This window comes from Citrobacter portucalensis (genome assembly GCF_023374935.1).
Taxonomy (GTDB): Bacteria; Pseudomonadota; Gammaproteobacteria; order Enterobacterales; family Enterobacteriaceae; genus Citrobacter; species Citrobacter portucalensis.
On record NZ_CP092466.1, the window covers coordinates 2427151 to 2441799 of the forward strand.

The window sequence follows — 14649 nt, forward strand, 5'->3', positions numbered from 1 at the left end:
ACTATTACTTGCCCAGCAAATGTCCCATCTTGGCGGCTTTGGTGTCCAGGTAATGTTCATTGTTCGGGTTACGACCCACAATCAGCGGCACGCGTTCAACAATATTGATTCCCGCTTCGGTCAGAATTTCCACTTTTTTCGGGTTATTGGTCAGCAAACGAACTTCGTCCACACCAAGCAGCTTGAACATATCCGCACACAGCGTGAAATCACGCTCATCTGCCGCAAAGCCCAACTGATGGTTAGCTTCAACGGTATCATAACCCTGGTCCTGCAACGCGTAGGCGCGGATTTTATTGAGCAGGCCGATATTGCGTCCTTCCTGACGATGATAAAGCAGGATACCGCGCCCTTCTTCAGCAATATGGGTGAGAGCCGCTTCGAGCTGGAAACCGCAATCGCAACGCAGGCTAAACAATGCATCGCCAGTCAGACATTCGGAGTGGACACGGGCCAGGACAGGCGTTTGGCCTGTGATATCGCCAAAAACCAGTGCGACGTGATCGTGTCCGGTTGCCAGTTCTTCAAATCCCACCATCAGGAAATCACCCCAGGGGGTTGGCAGTTTGGCTTCTGCCACACGTTTAAGCTGCATGTAATTCTCCAGATTATGCTGGCACTGTCGTGCCGTCGCCTGTTGGCTTCTGTTCTATATTGCACTATTTTGCCATAAGGCAACGATGTTCACCTAATCGCGACAACGGATTCGCTTTTGGAATGGCACAAAATTGTCAATTTCCCCGGCATGCGCTTTTTTCAGTTATGATTGTGAGACTTATCGACGAAAGGAGAGGCAATGCTGTCAATTGCAAAGCGCACTGCGGTCGGGGCCGGGCTGCTACTTATTATGCCGGTTGCCGTATGGGTATCGGGCTGGAGCTGGCAGCCGGGACATAACGTTTGGTGGCTAAAATCTCTGTACTGGATAACGGAAACGGTGACGCAGCCGTGGGGCATTATCACTCACGTTGTTCTCTGTGCATGGTTTCTGTGGTGTCTGCGTTTTCGGCTGAAAGCTGCGGTAATGCTGTTTGCGATCCTGGCTGCGGCCATTTTAGTCGGTCAGGGCGTGAAGTCCTGGGTTAAAGACAGGGTGCAGGAACCTCGGCCCTTTGTCGTGTGGCTGGAAAAAACGCACCATATTCCGGTTGATGAGTTCTACACTTTAAAACGTAAAGAACGTGGTCACTTAGTTAAAGAGCAATTGGCCGAACAACAGGATATTCCGACGTTTCTACGTAAGCACTGGCAAAAAGAAACAGGGTTTGCCTTTCCGTCAGGGCATACGATGTTTGCCGCCAGTTGGGCTTTACTGGCAGTAGGGCTGTTATGGCCACGCCGACGTACGCTGACAATTGTGTTTTTACTTATCTGGGCTACGGGCGTTATGGGCAGTCGCTTGCTATTAGGCATGCACTGGCCCCGTGATTTGGTTGTTGCAACGCTGATTTCATGGTTGCTGGTAACGCTGGCGACATGGCTTGCGCAGCGGGTATGCGGACCCTTAACGCCGCCAGTGCAGGAGGAAAAAGAAATCGCTCAGCGTGAACAAGAAAGTTAGCCATGATTGATTTTTCGAATTTTGCCCTTAAATCAGAAAGGGGAAAGCGCTTTTCCGTTTCGCACTCGTTGTGAAAATGGTAATTTAAAGGGCTCAACGCGGTAAGTTGTACACGATTTATTCGCTCAAACCACATAACGGGAAGTAATGTGAAATATTTACTCATTTTCTTACTGGTGTTGGCGATTTTTGTTATTTCGGTGACATTAGGTGCGCAAAACGATCAACAGGTTACGTTTAATTACCTGCTGGCTCAGGGTGAGTATCGTATCTCTACGCTGCTTGCTGTATTGTTTGCCGCAGGTTTTGCGATTGGTTGGTTAATTTGCGGCCTTTTCTGGCTGAAGGTTCGTGTGTCTCTTGCGCGTGCCGAACGTAAAATCAAACGACTGGAAAACCAGCTTACGCCTGCGACCGACGTTGCGGTTTCTGCCGATTCGTCGGTTGTGAAGGAATAATTATTTATGTTGGAGTTGTTGTTTCTGCTTTTGCCTGTAGCCGCTGCCTATGGGTGGTATATGGGTCGCAGAAGTGCGCAACAAACCAAGCAGGATGAAGCTAACCGTCTTTCCCGTGACTATGTCGCCGGGGTTAACTTCCTCCTGAGCAACCAACAAGACAAAGCGGTGGATCTGTTCCTCGATATGCTAAAAGAGGATACGGGCACCGTTGAGGCTCATCTCACCCTCGGAAACCTGTTTCGCTCGCGCGGTGAAGTCGACCGCGCAATCCGCATCCATCAAACGTTAATGGAAAGTGCTTCGCTGACCTACGAGCAGCGTTTGTTGGCCGTACAACAGCTGGGGCGCGACTACATGGCCGCAGGTCTGTACGACCGCGCGGAAGACATGTTTAATCAGCTTACCGATGAAACAGATTTTCGCGTCGGTGCATTACAGCAACTGCTGCAAATTTATCAGGCGACCAGCGAATGGCAGAAAGCGATTGATGTCGCAGAACGCCTGGTGAAGCTCGGTAAAGATAAACAGCGTATTGAGATCGCCCACTTCTACTGCGAACTGGCCTTACAGCAGATGGGCAGCGACGATATGGATCGCGCCATGACGCTGTTGAAAAAAGGGGCTGCGGCAGACAAAAATAGTGCACGGGTTTCCATCATGATGGGCCGGGTGTACATGGTGAAAGGCGATTATGCGAAGGCCGTTGAATGTCTACAACGCGTGATTTCTCAGGATAAAGAACTGGTCAGCGAAACGCTGGAAATGCTGCAAAGCTGTTACCAGCATCTTGGGAAAAACGATGAGTGGGCCGAGTTTTTACGTCGGGCTGTTGAGGAGAATACTGGCGCCGCCGCCGAGCTGATGCTGGCCGATATTCTTGAAGCGCGTGAGGGGACTGATACCGCTCAGGTTTATATTACCCGCCAGCTACAACGCCATCCTACGATGCGCGTGTTCCACAAGTTGATGGATTACCATCTTAACGAAGCAGAAGAAGGGCGCGCGAAAGAGAGCCTGATGGTTCTGCGCGATATGGTTGGGGAGCAGGTGCGCAGCAAGCCGCGCTACCGTTGCCAGAAGTGCGGATTTACCGCATATACACTGTACTGGCACTGCCCATCCTGTCGCTCATGGTCAACCATTAAGCCTATTCGCGGACTTGATGGGCTGTAATTTTTAAAAAAGCTTCACTTTAGTTACAACATACTAATGATGTGTAACCAATCCATCCTCAACCTCCGTTGCCAAATTCGCCTGGCAGAAATGTAATCGCGCCTGTTAATTTTCTATTGCCGCAGGTAGAATGCACGCCGTTTACCCATTTTGCGCCGCTGATGGCGCCCATCCTCAGGAAGGTCTGGTCATGACGTTTACTGCTTCATCTTCTTCTCGTGCTGTTACTGATTCTCCTGTCGTTGTCGCTCTCGATTATTCCAATCGTGATAAAGCATTAGCTTTTGTCGACAGAATTGATCCTCGTGATTGCCGTTTGAAAGTGGGCAAAGAGATGTTCACGCTTTTTGGACCTCAGTTGGTTCGCGATCTACAACAGCGTGGCTTTGACGTCTTTCTTGATTTGAAATTTCATGATATTCCCAACACTACCGCGCATGCCGTTGCGGCAGCTGCCGAGCTTGGCGTGTGGATGGTTAACGTTCATGCTTCAGGTGGGGCGCGTATGATGACCGCTGCACGTGAAGCCCTGGTGCCTTTTGGTAAGGATGCGCCGCTGCTGATTGCAGTAACAGTTCTGACCAGTATGGAAGCCAGCGATCTTACCGACCTTGGCGTGACGTTGTCACCTGCGGAGCATGCGGAAAGGCTGGCGCGCTTAACCCAACATTGTGGTTTGGATGGCGTCGTATGCTCCGCGCAGGAAGCGGTGCGATTCAAGCAGGCATTTGGCCAGGCATTTAAACTGGTAACGCCGGGTATTCGCCCTGAAGGTAGCGAGGCAGGCGACCAGCGTCGCATTATGACGCCGGAACAAGCACAGTCAGCTGGTGTGGATTATATGGTTATTGGTCGTCCAGTTACGCAGTCGGCAGATCCGGCGCAGACGCTGAAGATGATCAATGCCTCCCTGAAACGAGGTGCGTAAATGAACGACTCAAATTCTCGTCTGGTCTACTCAACTGACTCCGGGCGTATTGATGAACCGAAAGCCGTCCCAGAGCGTCCCAAAGGCGACGGCATTGTCCGTATCCAGCGACAGACCAGTGGCCGCAAAGGTAAGGGCGTGTGCCTGATTACTGGAATAGATCAGGACGATGCTGAACTGACCAAATTAGCTGCGGAACTGAAGAAAAAATGTGGTTGCGGCGGGGCAGTGAAGGATGGCGTGATTGAGATACAGGGTGATAAACGCGATCTGATTAAATCGCTGCTGGAAGCCAAAGGAATGAAAGTTAAGTTGGCTGGCGGTTAATAAAAAAAGCCACGGAATTTTCCGTGGCTTTTAATAATACAGACCTGAAAAAGTAAACGTATTATTATATCGAGCCGTTTAACCGTAAATTATTTACCCACCTGGTGGCCAATAATACCACCTACTGCAGCACCACCCAGCGTGCCCAGCGTGCTGCCGTCAGTCAGGACTGCACCACCGATTGCACCAGCACCAGCACCAATTGCGGTGTTACGGTCACGTTTGGACCAGTTAGAGCAGGCACTCAGCGACATTGCCAGAGTAATCGCCAAAATGGCAGCGGTCATTTTTTTGCTCGTTACTAACATAATACTTTCTCCTGAATTATTGATTCACGGAATCCAGTTTTCTTTAAGAATAGCGCTAAATTTAGGCTAACGAAGATATTTCCGTGAAACCGTTTAGCGAAGGCATGACAAACACTATCCTGAGATTGGAGGTTCGTTCCTGTTATATCGCTAACATTAATTTTACGACTTAATCCTGTTAACGACAGGTAAAAAGTCTTAATTGGACTGTCAGATAACTCTCAGAGAGGAGATGATTTGCCGACTGACAAATCATCTGCTGAAGATTTTATGCGTGCGCATCAATGATATTGACGGTTAATCCTGAATGCTCGAGCTGCATTTGTACGCTGGCGCTGAGTCTGGAATCCGTGACTACGCGGCTGAATCGCTCTAATGGACCCAGCGTGTAAGGGTGAATGGCTTCGAATTTTGAGCTGTCAGTAAGTACAATAACTTCTGCACCTTTTTCCAGCACCGCGTTAACCACATCAGAACGCATCATGTCGCGTCCGGTGAAGCCGGTGTCAGCCTGCCAGCCATCAATGCCGATAAAGGCCTTGCTGAAGTGTACCTGCTGGATGAACTGGCGAGTTAAGGGCCCCACCATGCTTTCGCTTTTTTTCTGATAGATGCCGCCAAGGAGAATCACTTCGCAGGGGGTTTCTTTCAGCAGATGGGCTATATAGCTGCTGACGGTAATGATGGTGACATCTTTTTGCTCCGCCAGCGTTCTGGCCAAGAGCGCATTGCTGCTGCCGTTTTCAATGAATACGGACTCGCCAGGGCTTACCAAAGATGCGGCAAATTCGGCCAGCTCACGCTTCAGCGTAAAATTAGTCATCATGCGCGTTTCCACATCATCACTGTTCAATGAAACAGCAAAACCGTGCGCACGGCGTAAATAGCTCTGTTTCTCCAGTGTGTTCAGATCCTGTCGAATCGTCACTTCTGAGACACCGGTGATTTTTGCCAGTTCGGCAACGCTCATCTGACCTTTATCAGTCACCATCTGCAAAATAGATTGTTGTCGGGAATTCATAATATTAATTTTATTGCGATATCGTATCGGAAATTAAACGGAAACTGCCTCATATGCAGTTTGCTGATAGCAGCGACATTAAAGGGTTAATGTCATCAGATCTCCCAGGGAGCCTTGTGATTTTTGGGCAAAGACTCGGCATCTTCTTTGGCCGTGTCTAGCAGCTCAGCCTTCAGAATTTCGAGATTGTGGATGGCTGAGTGGTAATCACCTGCAACGAGGATATCCAGCACGGTATCAATGCGTTCGGCCAGACGCTGAGCGTCGATATCAGACATGGTTATCATCCTAATGGCAATCGAGTTTGAATTTCATGATGCAGAATTTCATGGCAAAAGAGAAGGGAAAAATAGTATTAACTATCAATGATAGAAGAATATTATATATTCCGTGATTACATGCAGATAGGATCGTTACGTTATGTCCATTTATGGCTATTAACAACGTTTGATCCCACTGCGTTAGCGCGTTTTTTTATTCAGATGTCGTCGATACCAACGTTCAAATGCAGCCGCTGGCATTGGTTTGGCAAACAAAAAACCCTGACGTTCGTTGACGCCATTTTTGGTTAAAAAGGCATCCTCTTTCGCGCTTTCAACACCTTCGGCGATGACCTGCAGATTGAGTGCTTGTGCGACCGCAACAATGGCACGTACCAGCGACTGCGAAATAGGTTGTTTGTGTACATCCCTGACAAAGGTTTGATCCAATTTAATTGCATCAAGCGGGAAGCGGGCCAGTTGAGACAGTGACGAATATCCGGTACCAAAATCATCCAAATGGATTTGCGCCCCCAACTGGCTAAACTGCTGAATGACGGACAGTGCCAACTGCTCATTTTCAATCAAACTGCTTTCCGTTAACTCGACATCAATGGGGCAATATTCAAAGTCGAGTTCATGAAGCACCTGTTTGAGATCGGTAAATAGCGTCTGATCGGCGAGCTGGCGGGCAGAAACGTTTACCGCCACGCGCAGATTGATTCCCTTGGCGCGCCATTTTGCGACCTGACGCACAACGTCCAGAATAACCCAGCGACCCAGCGGAACAATAAGCCCTGATTCTTCGGCGTAGGAGATAAATTCCAGTGGTGGAATGAGGCCGCGTTCCGGAGACTGCCAGCGTACCAGCGCCTCCAGGCTGCGCACTTCGCCTCGCCAGGTTATCTTTGGCTGATAATGGATAACCAGTTGATCGTTTTCCAGCGCCTTGCGCAGGTTAGTATCCAGCCACAGGTATTCAAATACCCGCTGATTCATTTCCGGAGAGAAAACACAAAACTGTCCGCGGCCGCCTTCTTTCGCGGTGTACATGGCCGTATCGGCGTTACGAATGACGCTCTCGCAGTCCTGACCATGCTGTGGAGCGAGGGAAATACCAATAGAGCAGCCGGTATAGACTTCAATCAGGCCAATGCGAAAGGGTTGACGCAGGCGTGTCAGAATGCGCGATGCGGTAGCTTCCAGAGTGCTCTGGGACGTTTCGGTGGCAAGGACGATAAATTCATCACCGCCAAACCGAGCCAATAGCTGGTTGTCGTCAAGACAACTGAGAATTGCCAGCGACACGCTCTGCAACAGCTGATCGCCAAACATGTGCCCGTAGGCATCGTTCACCTTTTTGAAGTTATCCAGATCGAGATATACAATCCCAACCTGAGTATCACCTGCGTTCTCAATCGCATCGCTTATCAGCTCATGAATGGCGTTGCGGTTCGGTAATCCGGTGATGGAGTCGGTATTAGCCAACATCCGCAGGCGTTCCTGCGCGCGACGTTCTTCAGTGATATCGGTGCCGGAACAGATCAGAAATATTTCGTTCTTGCCGCTACCGTTATGTACAAACTTATTGCGAAAAAGAAACAGGCGCTGACCTTTGCAGGTCTTCACCCATCGTTCGACCTCATATGAGTTACCTTCGCGAAAAAAGACCTCGATGTTGCGTCTGGAGGCTGCGGCTTCACGTCGACTCATAAATAATGTGAATACACTTTGGCCAATAACTTCACGTTCTTTGAGGCCGGTGTACTCTTCACACAGGCGATTAAAACGCTGAATGTTGCCCATGCGGTCAAGAATGACAATAACGGAATTGGCTTCAGAAACGACCTGTTCGGCAAAAGAGAGCCCGTGAGCCAGGTCGCGGGCGACGGAAGGGGTGTCATCCCAGGCGGATGCGCTACCGGCCCATTCGCGTTTATTGATTTTTCGACCGACCAGATGCACAGATATGTCGTCATCTTCAATGGGTAACGTCATTAACAGACTTGACGTAATCACCGTCATCTCGCGAATGCGGTCGGCCTGCTCGGGTGATAATTCGATGGTCTGCTCAGCTTCTGCTGTTTCATCAATAGAGAAATGCAGGATGTTGCAATCCTCTGACAAACGCCAGTAGGGGTTATGAGTGCCCACATAGCTATACAACGTAACCAGCTCCCGGACGTCTTTCATGATGTGTACTATCCCGTTTAAAGCGCATAGAGCCTCAAAAGTAAGGGTAGCCATGATTCATTCAGGGTGATTATGGCTGAACGTATTGTTTTTTTTATATATTTATGTGTAATCCAGAATCCGTAAAAAGCAAAGCAAACGGAACTGAAAATAGTAAAAAAATAATTTTGACCGATTGAAAGAAGTGTAGTGCCTGGTGGGAATTTGGGCGGAAAAAAGAAAACGACCTTTCACAAAATGAGAAAGGTCGCTGGATTACGACATTTTACATAGCGGGACGTGCGATAACGCTGCGGGTTTCCATGCGAACTTCGGCGATAGTTACGTCAATCACATCTGTGACTTTGTAAACCACTTCACCTTTGATTTGTACGGTACCACTTTCCTGGCTGCAGACCAGTTCGTCACGCACGGCGTGCAGGAAGGGCGCAGGAATAAAGGCAACAGCGCCATTATCAACCAAACGTACGCGCATGCCGCCGCGGCTGACGTCGATGATCTCGGCCGCAAAGCGGGTGTCGGTTCCGGCTTTATCACTCAGAAAACGGGCGTATAGCCAGTCACCCACGTCACGCTCAGCCATCCGGTTCAGGCGACGACGTTCCGCCATTTGCACAGTGGTATCATCCTGAGGTCGAGCGACGGTTTCGCCTTTGATGACAGCCTTAAGCAGACGGTGGTTGATCATATCGCCGTACTTACGGATTGGGGAAGTCCAGGTGGCATATGCCTCCAGACCCAGCCCAAAGTGTGGACCTGGCTCAATACTAATTTCAGCGTAAGACTGGAAGCGGCGAATTCGGCTGTCGAGGAAACCGGATGGCTGAGCATCTAGTTCGCGGCGCAGTTTGCAGAAACCTTCCAGTGTTAGTACTTCTTCGGCATCGACGTGCATACCGTGGGTTTTCAGCAGCGAGGCCAGAGCGTCGGCGTTGGCCGGGTCGAATCCCATATGGACGTTATAAATACCGAAGCCCAGCTTGTCGCGAAGCACACGGGCGGCGCAAATATTTGCCGCAATCATGGATTCTTCCACGATACGGTTTGCGATGCGGCGTGGCTCAGCGACGATGTCCAGTACTTCACCTTTTTCACCGAGAACGAAACGGTAATCCGGGCGATCTTTAAAGACCAGCGCGTGGTTATGACGCCACTCTCCTCGGCTCAGGCAAATACGGTGTAGCAGACGGATTTGTTCCGCAATCGCGTCGTTTTCTGGTTGCCACTCGCCAGTACCTTCCAGCCAGTCGGAAACATTGTCATAGGCCAGCTTCGCTTTTGACTCGATGGTTGCGGCGAAGAAGGTGATGTTGTCTTCAATCGTGCCATCGGCGGTAATGCTCATACGACAAGCTAAAACCGGGCGCACTTCGTTCGCGCGCAGAGAGCAGAGATCGTCAGACAATTCACGTGGTAACATCGGGATATTGAACCCCGGTAAATAATTGGTGAACGCGCGAATTTTTGCCGTTTTATCCAGCTTGCTGCCTTCTGCAATCCAGGCTGTTGGGTCGGCAATGGCGACGGTTAATTGTAGCGTGCCGTCAGCTTGTTCTTCAGCATACAGCGCATCGTCCATATCTTCGGTGCTGGCGCTGTCGATGGTGACGAAATTGAGGGCGGTTAAATCTTCACGAACCAGGCCTTCGTCCAGCATTTCGGTTGCTACACCGTCTGGGGCTTCTTTTTCCAGATTATGGCGTGCCAGTGTGACCCACCACGGGACAAAGTGGTCATCAGCAAAAGTGATAAATTGGGTTAACTCGGCGTAGAAGGTGCGATCGCCTTTCAGCGGATGGCGGCGCATTTCTGCAACAGCCCAGTTGCCTTCTTTAAATTCATGTTCAACGCCGCGGGCTGCACGACAAGGAATAGCATCTTTCAGTAACGGATGATCCGGCACAATGGACAGACGGTCATTTTTGCCCTGAACTTTACCCACGAAGCGCGTCAGGAAGGGTTCGATCAGTTCTTCCGGCTCAGCAGACTCACGATCTTTTTCTGTATGGATAACCGCAACAATACGGTCGCCATGCATCACTTTTTTCATCTGCGGCGGTGGAATGAAATAGCTTTTTTGTGCATCGACTTCCAGGAAGCCAAAGCCTTTTTCCGTGGCTTTTACCACCCCTTCAGCACGTGGCGTCTGGGAATGTAGTTGCTGTTTAAGCTGCGCTAGCAGCGGGTTGTCCTGAAGCATAATTGTCTATTTTCGTGGCTAAAAGAGCGGCTGACAGTTTTACGCGATTCTGCCAGTGGCAGCAAGCGCTCTTTCAGTAAGTGGATCGGTTAATCAGTGTCGCCCAGCGCGATTTTCAAGCGATTCAACCATCCGCACAATCCACTCCAGGCTAGCAGGTTAATGGCCTGCTCTGAAGAGATTCCCTGATCGAACAAAGGCGTTAACAGTGCGGTGCTAAAGCGGTCGGGCGCCCGGGTCAGCCATTGTACCGCCTGTAGGGTGACGCGCTCAACCGGATGTCGTTGTTCCCAACGTTGTAATTCACGTTCATCCTGACGAAGAAAGGTAATGGCCTCGGTTAATTCATGAGCTGAATACGCATGTTCATTAAAACAGGCCACGCTGCCATTAATCCGTGAAGTCATCAGCGTCGCCAATGAAAATGCCTGCACTGGTATTCCGCTATGTTGCGTGCTGGAAATGAGTGACCCGAGTAAATCCAAAATGACGGGGGAATGTATCAGTAATGGCAGTAACGCTTGCAGTTCCTCGGGATAACGTCTGTCTATCAACTCATCATGATTAAGATGTTTTTCTATCGGGAATGGCGCAGCGTGCCAGGTTGTGTTTGTTGCATTAAATGGCGCAGCGTGAGCGAATTGTTGTATATCGAGACCCGGAATTCGGCGCACCGGATGTCCACACCAGGCCTGAAACAGGGCCACGATACGGGCCTGAAAACCGACGAATCCGATAATTTGATTCATCAGAATGCTATCGCTGGTGGTTAGCCCGACTGCATCCAGATGCTGGCGATCGCGCGCGCCTATCACGGCTGGAGAGCTGGCAAGTTGACGAGCATATTGGGTGATTTGCGCCAGTCGATGGTTACTTTCCCGCGAGGAGTCCGGCCCAGGAAGCGGTGTTAGACGCGCGGCATAGTGATTACATAATCGCTGGACGCCATATACCTGAGCGACGGTTAACGCCGTACTCATCCGTTCATAGGCACTGAATGTGTGCATCTGACTCAGATTTACGTGGGTCGGGAAGAGGATCTGTGCAAGTTTACGGGCAGGGATTAACCAAGATTGAAAAGGTAAAAGGGCGTCATCAGATATCGCCAGATCCAGTAAAAAGCAGTCGTCGACATGAGCGGCTTCCGGCACCAGCGGCAGAACATCTTGTGGATACATGCTGGATTGCGTCTCATGATACCAGTGGCTTTTGCCTTCAATTCGGCGTTGTTCCATGGGCGGTCCTTGGTCTAAAAAGTGGCGACCCGGACACGTCGTCATACCACTACGCCGGATCGTTTGCGCTGCAATATCCTGACGTAAGCAGAAGAGGGGATGAAAGATTGTTACGTGATAATAAATATCAGAAAAGCATATATGGGACAGGGTAGAGGGGAATTAAAAACGAGCATCATGGGCGACAGTGGGCCGCCCAGAAAGAGTGGAAGATTATTTCAGTTCTAGTTCATTCATTGCAGCGATGCTGAAACCACCGTCAACGTGTACGACTTCACCAGAGATACCGGCAGAAAGATCGGAACACAGGAATGCCGCAGAGTTGCCCACATCTTCAATGGTAACAGTGCGGCGAATCGGCGTAACAGCTTCGCAATGGGCCAGCATTTTACGGAAATCTTTGATACCGGAAGCGGCGAGGGTGCGGATTGGACCTGCGGAAATTGCGTTTACGCGTACGCCTTCAGGCCCCATTGCGTTAGCCATATAACGAACGTTTGCTTCCAATGAGGCTTTCGCCAGGCCCATCACGTTATAGTTAGGGATTGCACGCTCTGCGCCCAGATAGGACAACGTCAGTAGCGCAGAACCAGGGTTTAGCATGGAACGAAGTGCTTTTGCCATCGCAACAAAGCTATAAGCACTAATGTCATGCGCAATTTTAAATCCTTCGCGGGTAACTGCGTTCACATAATCGCCATCCAGTTGGTCAGCAGGTGCGAAGCCGATGGAGTGTACGAAACCGTCGAATTTCGGCCAGGCTTTGCTCAGTTCAGCAAACATGGCGTCAATGCTGGCATCTTCAGCTACATCACACTGCAAAACAATGTTGGAGCCTAACTGCGCTGCAAATTCTTCCACACGACCTTTCAGCTTGTCGTTCTGGTAGGTGAACGCCAGTTCGGCACCTTCGCGATGCATCGCCTGAGCGATTCCCCATGCGATAGACAATTTACTGGCAAGGCCTGTCACCAGAATGCGCTTACCTGATAAAAAACCCATGGCTTTAATCCTTTTGGTTAACACTTATCTTTTATCAATCAATGAGTTATGATTGACACATTAAACACACTCGAAATTGGCCTGAAATTATATCCCACGCTTTTTCCCTGGAGAATGGTTATCCGCCTCACGTGACCTGTCACTTCATTACATGTGAGGAGTATATCATCCCCCTCCGCTTATGCTTCGTTCAGGCATCTAACGTCGGTGAATCAGAGAAAATACGAGGTTTCAAAGGCATTGAAATGGTATTATTTCATTGCTAGCTGATGTTAATAAACATAGCAAGGTAGGAACTTTCTTAAAACAAAAAATATGACAATATTCAGCTTGTTATGATATATTGTTTTTATCGATCAATATCGATTCATTGATCGATATTATTGATTGATTGTGATTAGAAGTGCATTATCAGGATGTTATGATCAATTGGAGTGGTCTTATGCACTATCATTTCATCGCGGAACCGATGAGAGACACAACAGATAAATTACTGGGTGTAGAGATTAATGCCCGGTTTACTTCAGATACGGTTCACCCGTTGCATCCAGATTTCATCATTTCAGCGTGGGATAGCGAACAAAAGCGTAATTTCATGCTCGAGCAAATTCGACTAATTGCCGAAAAGCGTGACTGGTTTGAGCGCAACAGCCTTATTTGCACCCTGAACCTCATTGACGAAATGGCGCTGCTGGCGATTGGTGATCCAGCCATCAAGTCGGCCTTACATGCTCTACCATTTATTGCACTGGAACTTTCAGAACGTTTTCTGTCGAATACCGTGTGCCTGAATAATCTGCTGATTAATTCACTTCGCGACGGCCCAAACGCATTGTGGTTGGGCGATCTTGGCTCTGGCAGCGTAGGGGCCAGTCCGCTGGTTTGCGGTCATTTTGACGTTGTGAAACTGGATCGCGGTTTCTTCCTGGAACAGGTAGAAAAACCGATGTTCCCGGTGCTTATCAAAAATATCAGGGAATATTGCGACCGTGTTGTGGTGAAGGGAGTAGAAACAGTACGACTTATCGACGAGGCCAGTACCGCAGGTGTCTGGGCAATGCAGGGTGGTGCCCTTTACCCGTCAGTCGCGTTTACTGAAGTTGATACGCTGCTCTTACCTACGTTGTGTCACTGATGGCAGATTGCCCCCCGGTTGAGGAGGGCAGCCGTTTGCTAACGATCTTTTCGCCAGGCATCAGCGGTAAGCGCTTCGCCGAAATGACCTGCAATCAGGCGGCGGGTAAGCTCATGAAGCGGGGACGCCAGAACATCCGCTGTACTGCCGCGTTCTACCACTTCGCCCTGGTGCATGACTAATACCTGATCGCTGATGTGCTTCATCATGCCAATATGTTGGGTCACATAGATATACGAAATCCCCTGTTTTTCCTGCAATTCCAGCATCAGATTGATGAGCTGCGAACGCATCGACATGTCCAGAGAGGCCAGGGCTTCGTCGGCGATAATGACTTTGGGGCGTAAAATGAGCGCACGGGCAAGGCCCAGACGCTGTTTTTGCCCTGGGGCCAACATATGTGGGTAATAGCTTACGTGATCGGGCAGCAGCCCGACCATGCGCATGGTCTCCACGATCTGTTTACGACGCTGCTCAGGCTCGAGGTCGGTATTCAGACGTAGCGGAAAATCGAGGATTTGCGAGATACGTTGCCGCGGATTAAGCGATGTTGACGGATCCTGGAAAATCATACGGATCCGCTGACTACGAAATGAATAATCGCCATATTTTAACGGATGATCGTCAATCAGCAGCTCACCGCTGGTGGGTTCAATCATACCCGCCAACATTTTAGCCAGCGTAGATTTCCCCGAACCGTTTTCACCAATGACGGCGAGCGTCTGACGTTCACGCAGGGTGAAACTCAGGGGCTTAACGGCCTCAACGGTCTGGCGGCGAAATAAACCTGTCCGGTAGCGAAAGGTTTTGCTCAGATTACGAACTTCGAGCAGGGTTTCTACCAT

Annotated in this window: 15 protein-coding genes; 6 read left to right on the forward strand and 9 right to left on the reverse strand. The window is 49.7% G+C overall.

Features of this window, described 5'->3' with window-relative positions; all coding sequences use genetic code 11:
- Positions 1 to 4: 4 nt before the first annotated feature.
- Positions 5 to 595, reverse strand: a complete 591-nt coding sequence (ribA, locus tag LY264_RS11830; RefSeq protein ID WP_003020601.1) for a GTP cyclohydrolase II — start codon at positions 593 to 595, stop codon at positions 5 to 7.
- A gap of 201 nt (positions 596 to 796) precedes the next feature.
- Here ribA and pgpB point away from each other — a divergent pair, with 201 nt between their 5' ends.
- The 5 genes from pgpB (at position 797) to yciH (ending at position 4450) form a co-directional block, all read left to right on the forward strand.
- Positions 797 to 1561 carry a phosphatidylglycerophosphatase B gene (pgpB, locus tag LY264_RS11835; RefSeq protein ID WP_032943604.1) on the forward strand — a complete coding sequence of 255 codons (765 nt, stop codon included), beginning with the start codon at positions 797 to 799 and terminating at the stop codon, positions 1559 to 1561.
- A gap of 149 nt (positions 1562 to 1710) precedes the next feature.
- Positions 1711 to 2019: a LapA family protein gene (locus tag LY264_RS11840; protein ID WP_003020595.1), complete on the forward strand. Its 309-nt coding sequence runs from the start codon at positions 1711 to 1713 to the stop codon at positions 2017 to 2019.
- A 6-nt stretch (positions 2020 to 2025) separates the two neighbouring features.
- A complete protein-coding gene (lapB, locus tag LY264_RS11845; protein WP_003833317.1) occupies positions 2026 to 3195 on the forward strand; it encodes a lipopolysaccharide assembly protein LapB in 1170 nt (389 codons plus the stop codon).
- 190 nt (positions 3196 to 3385) lie between these two features.
- Complete coding sequence (pyrF, locus tag LY264_RS11850; RefSeq protein ID WP_122984017.1) at positions 3386 to 4123, forward strand: orotidine-5'-phosphate decarboxylase; 738 nt, start codon at positions 3386 to 3388, stop codon at positions 4121 to 4123.
- Positions 4124 to 4450, forward strand: a complete 327-nt coding sequence (gene yciH / locus LY264_RS11855; protein ID WP_048224000.1) for a stress response translation initiation inhibitor YciH — start codon at positions 4124 to 4126, stop codon at positions 4448 to 4450.
- 89 nt (positions 4451 to 4539) lie between these two features.
- Here the strand turns inward: yciH and osmB are convergent, their stop codons facing one another.
- The 7 genes from osmB to fabI all read right to left on the reverse strand — a co-directional run bounded on the left by osmB (position 4540) and on the right by fabI (position 12669).
- Positions 4540 to 4758 carry an osmotically-inducible lipoprotein OsmB gene (gene osmB, locus LY264_RS11860; RefSeq protein ID WP_003020583.1) on the reverse strand — a complete coding sequence of 73 codons (219 nt, stop codon included), beginning with the start codon at positions 4756 to 4758 and terminating at the stop codon, positions 4540 to 4542.
- Positions 4759 to 5026: 268 nt separating this feature from the next.
- Positions 5027 to 5779 (reverse strand): DNA-binding transcriptional regulator YciT, encoded by a 753-nt coding sequence (gene yciT / locus LY264_RS11865; protein ID WP_003020580.1) that lies wholly within the window; start codon positions 5777 to 5779, stop codon positions 5027 to 5029.
- Positions 5780 to 5874: 95 nt separating this feature from the next.
- Positions 5875 to 6057 carry a YciZ family protein gene (locus LY264_RS11870; protein ID WP_048223997.1) on the reverse strand — a complete coding sequence of 61 codons (183 nt, stop codon included), beginning with the start codon at positions 6055 to 6057 and terminating at the stop codon, positions 5875 to 5877.
- A 183-nt stretch (positions 6058 to 6240) separates the two neighbouring features.
- Entirely contained in the window at positions 6241 to 8232 is a 1992-nt protein-coding gene (gene pdeR / locus LY264_RS11875; protein WP_048216266.1) for a cyclic di-GMP phosphodiesterase, read from the reverse strand.
- 265 nt (positions 8233 to 8497) lie between these two features.
- The gene (locus tag LY264_RS11880; RefSeq protein WP_048223996.1) at positions 8498 to 10432 is read right to left on the reverse strand and encodes an exoribonuclease II; all 1935 of its coding nucleotides are present in this window, start codon (positions 10430 to 10432) and stop codon (positions 8498 to 8500) included.
- Positions 10433 to 10521: 89 nt separating this feature from the next.
- Positions 10522 to 11667: a carboxymuconolactone decarboxylase family protein gene (locus LY264_RS11885; protein WP_048223993.1), complete on the reverse strand. Its 1146-nt coding sequence runs from the start codon at positions 11665 to 11667 to the stop codon at positions 10522 to 10524.
- Positions 11668 to 11880: 213 nt separating this feature from the next.
- Positions 11881 to 12669: an enoyl-ACP reductase FabI gene (gene fabI, locus LY264_RS11890; protein ID WP_171846020.1), complete on the reverse strand. Its 789-nt coding sequence runs from the start codon at positions 12667 to 12669 to the stop codon at positions 11881 to 11883.
- Positions 12670 to 13111: 442 nt separating this feature from the next.
- Between fabI and LY264_RS11895 the strand changes: the two genes are divergently transcribed.
- Complete coding sequence (locus tag LY264_RS11895; RefSeq protein ID WP_032943595.1) at positions 13112 to 13804, forward strand: EAL domain-containing protein; 693 nt, start codon at positions 13112 to 13114, stop codon at positions 13802 to 13804.
- Positions 13805 to 13842: 38 nt separating this feature from the next.
- Here the strand turns inward: LY264_RS11895 and sapF are convergent, their stop codons facing one another.
- Complete coding sequence (gene sapF, locus LY264_RS11900; RefSeq protein WP_003020558.1) at positions 13843 to 14649, reverse strand: peptide ABC transporter ATP-binding protein SapF; 807 nt, start codon at positions 14647 to 14649, stop codon at positions 13843 to 13845.

What these genes read in the sequence shown, in the direction of transcription:
- ribA (WP_003020601.1), bottom strand. Translation starts at nt 595, where the DNA reads ATGCAGCTTAAACGTGTGGCAGAAGCCAAACTGCCAACCCCCTGGGGT.
- pgpB (WP_032943604.1), top strand. Translation starts at nt 797, where the DNA reads ATGCTGTCAATTGCAAAGCGCACTGCGGTCGGGGCCGGGCTGCTACTT.
- lapB (WP_003833317.1), top strand. Translation starts at nt 2,026, where the DNA reads ATGTTGGAGTTGTTGTTTCTGCTTTTGCCTGTAGCCGCTGCCTATGGG.
- pyrF (WP_122984017.1), top strand. Translation starts at nt 3,386, where the DNA reads ATGACGTTTACTGCTTCATCTTCTTCTCGTGCTGTTACTGATTCTCCT.
- yciH (WP_048224000.1), top strand. Translation starts at nt 4,124, where the DNA reads ATGAACGACTCAAATTCTCGTCTGGTCTACTCAACTGACTCCGGGCGT.
- osmB (WP_003020583.1), bottom strand. Translation starts at nt 4,758, where the DNA reads ATGTTAGTAACGAGCAAAAAAATGACCGCTGCCATTTTGGCGATTACT.
- yciT (WP_003020580.1), bottom strand. Translation starts at nt 5,779, where the DNA reads ATGAATTCCCGACAACAATCTATTTTGCAGATGGTGACTGATAAAGGT.
- LY264_RS11870 (WP_048223997.1), bottom strand. Translation starts at nt 6,057, where the DNA reads ATGTCTGATATCGACGCTCAGCGTCTGGCCGAACGCATTGATACCGTG.
- pdeR (WP_048216266.1), bottom strand. Translation starts at nt 8,232, where the DNA reads ATGAAAGACGTCCGGGAGCTGGTTACGTTGTATAGCTATGTGGGCACT.
- LY264_RS11880 (WP_048223996.1), bottom strand. Translation starts at nt 10,432, where the DNA reads ATGCTTCAGGACAACCCGCTGCTAGCGCAGCTTAAACAGCAACTACAT.
- LY264_RS11885 (WP_048223993.1), bottom strand. Translation starts at nt 11,667, where the DNA reads ATGGAACAACGCCGAATTGAAGGCAAAAGCCACTGGTATCATGAGACG.
- fabI (WP_171846020.1), bottom strand. Translation starts at nt 12,669, where the DNA reads ATGGGTTTTTTATCAGGTAAGCGCATTCTGGTGACAGGCCTTGCCAGT.
- LY264_RS11895 (WP_032943595.1), top strand. Translation starts at nt 13,112, where the DNA reads ATGCACTATCATTTCATCGCGGAACCGATGAGAGACACAACAGATAAA.
- sapF (WP_003020558.1), bottom strand. Translation starts at nt 14,649, where the DNA reads ATGGTAGAAACCCTGCTCGAAGTTCGTAATCTGAGCAAAACCTTTCGC.